The organism is Bacillus sp. mrc49 (assembly GCF_002803435.1).
Genome location: NZ_PHNG01000654.1, coordinates 1 through 3,114 on the forward strand (window position 1 = coordinate 1; position 3,114 = coordinate 3,114).

Here is a 3,114-nt window from a genome sequence, read left to right on the forward strand (position 1 = left end):
AGCGACAGCCACAGCAGCTACATGAATTAATTCAGTGTATAAATTTGAAGCGTCAGAATCTTTTCCCCATCTTTGATCCTTTTGCATTGCCTGAGCAACCTCTCCGACTTCTTCAACCAGGATTTTCAACCAGTCACCATATGAATGACGTTGTTTACCCCACAATGCATCTTGTCTAAAACGTTCTGTCTCAACAGCAAGCAGCACATCATTTTTTAATTGATCATCAATTGTATTCATTTAACTTACTCCCATCCTTAAATCCTTTTTCATAAGCACCTGCAGAAAATAAAGACATGAAGAACATCCCGACCCAAGCCCCAACAATGAATGCCACCATTACGAAAATGAACATCTGCCCACCCCTTTTATTTTCTTTCTTCAAGAAAACCGGACTTCACAAAGATGTTTCTCCAAGCATGATTCAAGCGATCCTTTTCTCTTTTGGCTAGAGACTTTTTCAACCGGCGTTTTTGTTTATCCGTCATGTTTCTCCCTCGCTTTTTCTGCTTTGTAGATATCCTCCAATTCGCTCAATGTTAGTTCGTAAAGCTGCAATCCCTCCGGCGTTTTGAAATACCCCATATTTAGCAGTTCATTTTTATAAAAGTCTTTTTCAAGTTCGACTCTTTTACGTAAGACCATAGTTCAATCCTTTCTGGCGAAGTTAATATCTAAGATAAAATGACATCCGCATGTACAAGCGAATTTATAATTGTTTAGTCGCTGGCGCTTAACTGAATAAACAATAAACTTACAAGCTGGACAGAAAGCTTTATATCTTTGTCCGGTCATATTAAAAAGCACCGGTCCTAAGATAATGTTTTGCCTGATAATAAAAATGGTGGTATATCCAATTACCACTGAATTTTTGATCTAAATAAACAATTTCAAAATTGTACTTAGCTTTGAATGTATTAAGCCTTCCGAGCAATGCTAATGGATTATACTTGGACCTATACTTTCCTTTCAGCATTTTTTCGTATCCGTGCAGATCTTCCACAATTAAAGTAAAGGGAATATCTTTAGAGCGAATTAATTCATTTTCAAATGCTGTTTGTGTATCTTTTTGAAGATTTCCCGTAATTTCATCCATATGAGCTTTACGTTCTACTCTGCTGCTTAAATAAATATCGCGACTTATTCCCAATTCTTCATTTTTCGGTAACATGCAGCCATAGTCACCAGTGTCGAGTTTTTGAATTTTCACTGGAATGTCTTTTTGCCGTAAATAATCAAGAATATGCCCGTTTACATTTTCACGAGTATCAACAACGATCGTTAATGTTTTTAGTATTTTATTCAATTCCGTATCTGAGTAATGGTAGGAAATCATTGACCTCCCTCCAACAGTTCCGGATTTTCGTGGATGTTTCCGATTACTTCTACTTCATTTCTTAATATTTCTTCATCATCAATGCTTTGCTTGTTTGTAACATAAAATCTAAGGTCTTCTGATGAATATTCAATGGCGCCTTTATTTTCAAATTCTTCAAAGCTCTGACCATCTTCGTTAGAGTCACAATAAGCATCTGTGAAACTGATGATATCCCCTTCATAAATCTCCACACCGTTTTTATCTTTTAATCCGGTATATTGAATTACCTCCTTGAGATTTTCATCTGCGAAGCTATATTCATTTCCTTCATAATCGGTTAAATAATCAACTTTTCCGTTGTTTAATGATATATCCCTGACTTCAATCAACTTTTCAAATTCGTTCACTCCAGCCAACCTGCTGTCAGACATACCGTGATAACCATATAATTCTGAGAAAATAACCAACGCGCGAAACTTAATTTCCCTCATCCTCATGCTCCTTTCTTGGCATAGTTGACAGCACGTATGTATAGTTCTCTAGCCATTTTGTTAGATTCGTCTTGTTCATATTGTCGATAATCTTCATAAATATCTTTCCAACCATTTCTAGCAAGTGAACACATCCATTCATCAAACAAAGCGAATGTGCCATCTTCATTGCATAACCAGTCATTTAATTTTTCGTTATGCTGCCAGCCGCAGATTTGATGAACCATTTTCATAAGAGTGATCTTTTCAGCACTAGCGTTATTCCATGAATTAAACCATTCCTCAATTGCTACGTAATCTCGTTCTGCAACTTCCATTACTTCTGGCGGAATTAAATTTTGATTTTTTATCGCTATTCGGTCATCCGATTCATCAAAATAGATGTTTGCACCCGATTTCCATATTTGGCTTAGAATCATTAGTACTTGCATGGAAATCACTCCTTCGAGTTATTGAAAAATCAGAAAGTTATTCAAAAAACAGAAATAGTTATTAAAGAAAAATCCTTTAACCCTTAGAGCCACAAGGGATTGAGGCGAAAAGTTATTTTTGTTATCGGTATTTGGGTATTACTGCTCCTAATAATACTTATATATTTTTTTATTTTTTTAATTAATAGAAAAACAAATAACTAAAGTAACTAAATAACATTAAAAGTTAACTCAAACCCTTGGTAATACTGGTTTTTCAAAAAGTTATTAAAAGTTATTGAAGCACCAAAACAGTTATTTAATGACCTTAAAAAAGCTATTTTGTTCGGTTTCGGTAACCCCTTTAGTAACTGGCATTCTCTCTTTTAGGGTAATTCCTGTTAAATATGTTTTATTGCCAGCACCCTTCAATTTACCGAAACTTTTTGTTTCTAACATTCGATAAAATGATCTGTTCCCTAATGTGCGTTCACCTGATTTAAAGCACCAATTGTCATAAACGTTGTATAATTCTTTCGCTTCGATTTTGATTGCTTCATTTTTGGGCTCATCAATGTAACAAATTTCACCCAAGAACGGCGCTAATATATCCATTTCTTCTTTGTAATTACCGGTTGCATCCGTTACAACTTTCGGGTCTTGCAGCCCTAACCTCTGCCACTTCAAGCAACCCTCAATGGCCCAATTTAAAATCCCTGGCATTTCAAATGACAATTTTTCCTCCAACTTTTTATCACGCTCATGCGGCTTTAGATTTAAAGTAAATGGGATAATTTTTACACGTCTCCAAATACCATCGTCTACACCGCCGATAATTGGCTTATGATTTGTAGTGAAGAACACCTTGAATTCTGGGAGAAATTCAAAATATTCT

The 3,114-nt window shown here is 35.4% G+C and carries 8 protein-coding genes; all 8 read right to left on the minus strand.

Features of this window, described 5'->3' with window-relative positions; all coding sequences use genetic code 11:
- The coding region (locus tag CVN76_RS08745; RefSeq protein WP_100530941.1) for a hypothetical protein at positions 1 to 240 on the minus strand (240 nt) is incomplete at its 3' end.
- Complete coding sequence (locus tag CVN76_RS32090) at positions 227 to 355, minus strand: hypothetical protein (RefSeq protein WP_269799994.1); 129 nt, start codon at positions 353 to 355, stop codon at positions 227 to 229. The genes CVN76_RS32090 and CVN76_RS08745, both read right to left, overlap by 14 nt.
- A 13-nt stretch (positions 356 to 368) precedes the next feature.
- Positions 369 to 488 carry a DUF3983 domain-containing protein gene (locus CVN76_RS08750; protein WP_100530060.1) on the minus strand — a complete coding sequence of 40 codons (120 nt, stop codon included), beginning with the start codon at positions 486 to 488 and terminating at the stop codon, positions 369 to 371.
- On the minus strand, positions 478 to 645 hold the full coding sequence (locus CVN76_RS08755) for a Fur-regulated basic protein FbpA (protein ID WP_100530059.1): 168 nt from the start codon (positions 643 to 645) through the stop codon (positions 478 to 480). Before CVN76_RS08755 ends, CVN76_RS08750 begins: the two co-directional genes overlap by 11 nt.
- Before the next feature lie 151 nt (positions 646 to 796).
- Entirely contained in the window at positions 797 to 1,336 is a 540-nt protein-coding gene (locus CVN76_RS08760; protein ID WP_100530058.1) for an ERCC4 domain-containing protein, read from the minus strand.
- A complete protein-coding gene (locus CVN76_RS08765; protein WP_157805607.1) occupies positions 1,333 to 1,809 on the minus strand; it encodes a YopX family protein in 477 nt (158 codons plus the stop codon). The genes CVN76_RS08760 and CVN76_RS08765 overlap by 4 nt, the downstream gene beginning before the upstream one ends.
- A gap of 2 nt (positions 1,810 to 1,811) precedes the next feature.
- Positions 1,812 to 2,240 (minus strand): hypothetical protein, encoded by a 429-nt coding sequence (locus CVN76_RS08770; RefSeq protein WP_100530943.1) that lies wholly within the window; start codon positions 2,238 to 2,240, stop codon positions 1,812 to 1,814.
- Positions 2,241 to 2,534: 294 nt separating this feature from the next.
- Positions 2,535 to 3,114: phage/plasmid primase, P4 family (locus CVN76_RS08775; protein ID WP_232732144.1), on the minus strand; the 580-nt coding region annotated here is incomplete at its 5' end.